The sequence below is a fragment of the Phenylobacterium sp. genome, from assembly GCF_036501465.1.
GTDB lineage: Bacteria > Pseudomonadota > Alphaproteobacteria > Caulobacterales > Caulobacteraceae > Phenylobacterium.
Window position 1 is genome coordinate 1 of record NZ_DASYAF010000156.1, and the last position, 4,820, is coordinate 4,820.

The 4,820-nt window shown below is 69.9% G+C and carries 4 protein-coding genes; 1 reads left to right on the plus strand and 3 read right to left on the minus strand.

Going from position 1 to position 4,820, the window contains the following annotated elements; translation table 11 throughout:
* From VGL85_RS17950 to VGL85_RS17960, 3 genes are all read right to left on the minus strand, one after another.
* The coding region (locus VGL85_RS17950) for a DHA2 family efflux MFS transporter permease subunit (protein ID WP_331590369.1) at nt 1–1,315 on the minus strand (1,315 nt) is incomplete at its 3' end.
* Between the two features lie 5 nt (nt 1,316–1,320).
* On the minus strand, nt 1,321–2,505 hold the full coding sequence (locus VGL85_RS17955; protein ID WP_331590370.1) for an HlyD family efflux transporter periplasmic adaptor subunit: 1,185 nt from the start codon (nt 2,503–2,505) through the stop codon (nt 1,321–1,323).
* Nucleotides 2,498–3,952, minus strand: a complete 1,455-nt coding sequence (locus VGL85_RS17960) for an efflux transporter outer membrane subunit (RefSeq protein WP_331590371.1) — start codon at nt 3,950–3,952, stop codon at nt 2,498–2,500. The genes VGL85_RS17955 and VGL85_RS17960 overlap by 8 nt, the downstream gene beginning before the upstream one ends.
* A gap of 96 nt (nt 3,953–4,048) precedes the next feature.
* On the opposite strand from VGL85_RS17960, the gene VGL85_RS17965 reads away from it, so the two are divergent.
* Nucleotides 4,049–4,762 (plus strand): TetR/AcrR family transcriptional regulator, encoded by a 714-nt coding sequence (locus VGL85_RS17965; RefSeq protein ID WP_331590372.1) that lies wholly within the window; start codon nt 4,049–4,051, stop codon nt 4,760–4,762.
* The last annotated feature ends 58 nt before the right edge of the window (nt 4,763–4,820 follow it).

A 4,820-nucleotide genomic window follows, 5' to 3' on the forward strand; every position in this document is an offset into this window, starting at 1 on the left:
TGGTCCGGTGCAGGCTGGCGAAGTTCTGCCAGGCGGTGGTGGTGATCGAGGTGCCGAAGGCCGCCGCGGTGGTGCGGGTGAAGTTCATCAGCCCGGCGGCCGAGGCGGTCTCCGGCGGCAGCACCGAGCCCAGCGCCAGGCCGGTGATCGGGATGAAGAAGAAGGGCACGGCCGCGCCCTGCAGCACCTGGGGCAGGCTGACGCTGAACACGTCGATGTCCGGCGCGAATCCACTGCGCCAGAGCGAGGCCAGGCCGAGCACGGTGACCCCGAACGAGACCAGGGTGCGCCCGTCGATCCGGGTGCTCAGCCGCGCCACGATCGGCGACAGGATGACGGCGAAGATGCCTTGCGGCGCCACGGCGCGCCCGGCCCAGGTGGCGTTGTAGCCAAGATTGGTCTGCAGCCAGAGCGGCATCAGCACGATGGAGGAGAAGAAGGCGCCGAAGACCAGGGCCATGATCAGGGTCGCGGTGGCGAAGCCGCGATGGCGGAACACCTTCAGATCGACGATCGGGTGGGGATCGGTCAGCTCCCAGATCAGGAAGGAGACGAAGCCCACGCCGGCGACCAGGCCCAGGGTGACGATCACCGGCGAATTGAACCAGTCCAGGTCCTTGCCGTTGTCGAGCATGATCTGCATGGCCCCGACCCAGAGGACCAGCAGGGCCAGGCCGGTGAAGTCGACCGGATTGCGCACGGTCGTGGTCTCGCGGCTGGCCAGGAAGCGCCAGGCGACGATGGCGCACAGCGCCGCCACCGGGATGTTGATGAAGAAGATGAACGGCCAGCCGACGCCGTCCACCAGCGCCCCGCCAAGCAGCGGCCCGGCGACCGGCCCGACCACGGTGGTCATGCTCCAGAGGCCAATGGCCATGGCCTGCTGCTGCGGCGGGAAGATGCGCCGCAGCAGGGTCTGGCTCAGCGGCATGATCGGCCCGCCGGCCAGGCCCTGCAGCACGCGCAGGCCGACCAGCGCCCCGAACGAGGGGGCGAAGCCGCACAGCATCGAACAGAGGCCGAAACCGGCGACGGCGATGACGAAGACCCGCACCGCGCCGAACCGCTGCGCCAGCCAGCCGGTCAGCGGCACGGTGATCGCCTCGGCCACGGCGTAGGAGGTGATCACCCAGGTGCCCTGGCTGGGCGAGACCGCCAGGCCGCCGGCGATGTTGGGCACGGAGACATTGGCGATGGTGGTGTCCAGCACCACCATGAAGTTGGCCAGGGCCAGCACGATGCCGGCGATCCATAGCGGCGCCCCGCTCATCACCGAAAAATCGGTGTCGTCTCCCGAGCCGGCGACTACGGACATCGCGCCTAGCCGCCGGAGACGTCGATGACCGCCTTCATGGACAGGCCGACGCGCAGCGGATGCGCCTTGAGCTCCTCCGGATCGAGCGAGACGCGCACCGGCAGGCGTTGGACGATCTTGATCCAGTTGCCGGTGGCGTTCTGGGCCGGGATCAGCGCGAAGGCCGCGCCGGTGCCGCCGGCCACCCCAGCGACGCGGCCGTGGAACTTGACGTGGCCGCCATAGAGGTCGGCGGTCAGGGTCACCGGCTGGCCCAGCCGCACGTGGCGCAGCTGCACCTCCTTGAAGTTGGCGTCGACATAGGCGCGGCTGATCGGCACCACCTGCATCAGGGGCGCGCCCACCTGCACCTGCTCGCCGAGCGCCACGTTCTTCTTGGCGATCACCCCGTCGAACGGCGCGCGCAAGGTGGTGCGGTCGAAATCGAGCTGCGCCTTGGCGACCTTGGCGCGGGCGGCGGTGACTTCCGGGTTTTCCGCCACCGGCGCGCCGCTGATCAGGGCGGTGTTGACCGCCTGGGTCCCGAGCGCCGCGCCGCGATTGGCATTGGCCTGGATCTTCGCGGCGCGCGCCTGGGCCAGCGCCGCCTCGGCCACATGCGCCTGGTTCTCGGCCTGGGTCAGCTCGTCGCCGGAGACGGCGCCAGACTGGGCCAGCCGCTGGCGACGGCCGAGCTCGGTGCGGGCGCGGTCCAGGTCCGACTGGGCGCTCATGATCTGGGCGTCGGCCTTGGTGATGTCGGCGGCGCGCACGGCGACCTGGCCGCTCAGCGCCTGCTCGTTGGCGAAATAGCCGTTCACCTTGCGGGTGGCCTGATCGAGCTCGGCCTGGGCCTGGTCCAGCGCGACCTTGGCGTCGGCCGGGTCGATCTGCACCAGCACCTGGCCCTGTTTGACCGGCTGGGTGTCCTGGGCGAGCACCCTGATAACCTGGCCGGCTACCTGCGGGGTAATGTCCGCCGAGTCGGCGTTGACATAGGCGTCGTCGGTGGCGACGTGGGTGCGGCCGATGGTGAACCAGTAGACGAAATAGCCAAGCCCGAGCGCCAGGATCACGACGGTCAGCAGGCCGAACAGCAGCGAGCGGCGAGCGTTCGCCGGGCGCGCCGGCGCGGCGGCGGGCGCCTGTGTCGGCGTGGAGGTCGCCGCGGTGGCGGGGCCCCGATCGGGGGCGGGCGCTGAATCAGCCATGGGTTTGGTCCTGCACCTGGAAGCCGCCGCCAAGCGCCTTCACCAGTTGGATGTCGAGGGCGAACGCTCGCGCCTGCAGATCGACGACGGTGCGGCGGTTCGCCAGCACGGCGTCCTCGGCCAGCAGCACGGACTGATAGTCGGAAAGGCCGCCCTCGTAGCGCAGCTTGGCGATGCGGTAGGCGTCCTCGTCGGCCGCCAGCGCCGCCTGGCTTTGCGCCAGACGCTCGCTGAGCGAACGCTCGCTCTGGGCGGTGTCGGCGACATCCTGCAGCGCCTGGGTCAGGGTGGCGTCATAGGTCGCCACCGCCTCGGCGTAGTCGGCCTGGGCGCCGCGCAGGTTGGCGCGCAGCCGGCCGCCCTCGAAGATGGGCAGGGTCACCGCCGGGCCGACGGAGCCGATGTCCGAGCCGACCTTGAAGAAGTTGTGCAGGTGCAGGGCTTCGAAGCCGATGTCGGCGACCAGGTTGATGTCCGGGTAGAACTGGGCCTTGGCGACCCCGATGCGCTTGGCGTCGGCCTCGGCGCGCCAACGGGCGGCGACCACGTCCGGACGCCGGCCGATCAGGTCCGCCGCCAGGCTGGGCGGCAGGCCGAAAGCCTGGATCGTCGCCGCGCCTGGCCGGGCGATGGCGAGGCCGCGGTCAGGACCTTCGCCCATCAGGTCGGCGAGGCGGTCGCGGGTCAGGCCGATATCCTCGTCGATCTCGGCGAGACTGGCCTTGGCGGTGTCGACGCCGGCCTGGGCCTGACTCGAAGCCGAACGGTTGTCGGCGCCGTCGGTCACGCGCCGAACCACCAGGTCGAGGGTTTCCTGCCGCGATTGGACGGCGCGCTCGGCCACGTCGCGTTCGGCATAGAGCCGGGCCAGGTCGGCATAGGCGCCGGCGACGGCGGTCGAGAGGGTCAGCCGGGCCTCTGCGGCGTCGGCCGATGCAGCCCGGGCCTCGGAGGTGGCGGCGGCGACCGCGGCGCGGTTCTTGCCCCAGAAGTCGAACTCGTAATTGAAGTTGAGCGTGCCCTGGCCGAAGTCGTTGTAGCCCTTGGGCACGAACAGGGCCGGGATGCCGGCATTGTAGCTCTGCTTGGTCTCGACCACGGTCCCGTTCAGCGAGAGGGACGGGAAGAGGCCGGCCCGCGCCGTGCCCAGATCGGCTCGCGCCCGTTCGATCCGCGCCCGCGCCTCGGCCATTGAGGGCGCGGTGCGCAGCGCCTCGTCGATCAACTGATCGAGGCCGTCGTCGCCATAGGCGCGCCACCAGTCGAGCTTCGGCCAGTCGGCCGCGGGCGCCGTGAAGCTCTGGCCGGTCGCATAGGCCGCCGGCGGCTTGGGCGTCGGCGCCGGGCCGGTCTTCGGCAGGATCGCGCAGGCGCTCAAGGCGCAGCCGAGCAGAAGCGCCGTCGTCGCGACCTTTCCTGGAGACCTGGCGGGGAGGGGAGCTTGCATCGCGTCGCCAAAATGATTTGACCGTACCGTACGGTCATGGTCAAACTGACAGTGACCTATTCCACTGTCAATCAGGCGTGTCGGAGAACTCCCGCCATGGCCCAGGCCAAGCTAGACCCTGAAGGGGAGGTAGGAGCAGCCGAGCTCAAGGGCAAGCTGCCCAGCGCCAAGCTGGATGCGCGGCGCGACGCCAAACGCGAGGCGATCGTCGAGGTCGCGCGCCAGGTCTTCTTCGAGGAGGGTTACGCCGCGGCGTCCATGTCGAGCATCGCCGCGCGCCTGGGCGGGTCGAAGGGCACGCTCTACAACTATTTCAAAAGCAAGGAGGCGCTGTTCGAGGCCTATATCGAGCGCGCCTGCGGCCAGTGGCGCGCCTGGATCTTCGATCTGCCCGACGACGGCGCGGCCGGCGCCGCCGACATCGAGGCGGTGCTCACCGATCTCGGCGAGCGGTTCCTCGGCCATCTGGTGACCGAGTCCTCGATCCGGCTACTGCAGCTGGTGATGGCCGAGGCCCAGCGGGCGCCGGAACTGGCGCACGTCTTCTACGACGCCGGCCCAGGCGGCGGCATCGCCCGGCTGACCCGTTTCCTGGAGGCCGCCAAGGCCGCCGGCCATATCGATCCGCCCGACTGCCGCATGGCCGCGCAACAGTTCCTGTCGCTCTGCCGCGGCCATCTCTATTTCCGCTATTCGCTCAACCTGATCCACCGTCCCACTCCCGCCGAAATCAAGGCCGAAGTCGCCCGCGCCGTGGCGCTGTTTCTGGGGGGCTACGGAAAACACCTTTCCCAAAGGGAGAGGTTTTAGAGGAGCAGTTCCGTCAGGGAGCGGATGATCCGGTCGGGGCGGATCGTCGAGTCCTCGG

What these genes read in the sequence shown, in the direction of transcription:
- VGL85_RS17965 (WP_331590372.1), top strand. Translation starts at nt 4,049, where the DNA reads ATGGCCCAGGCCAAGCTAGACCCTGAAGGGGAGGTAGGAGCAGCCGAG.
- VGL85_RS17955 (WP_331590370.1), bottom strand. Translation starts at nt 2,505, where the DNA reads ATGGCTGATTCAGCGCCCGCCCCCGATCGGGGCCCCGCCACCGCGGCG.
- VGL85_RS17960 (WP_331590371.1), bottom strand. Translation starts at nt 3,952, where the DNA reads ATGCAAGCTCCCCTCCCCGCCAGGTCTCCAGGAAAGGTCGCGACGACG.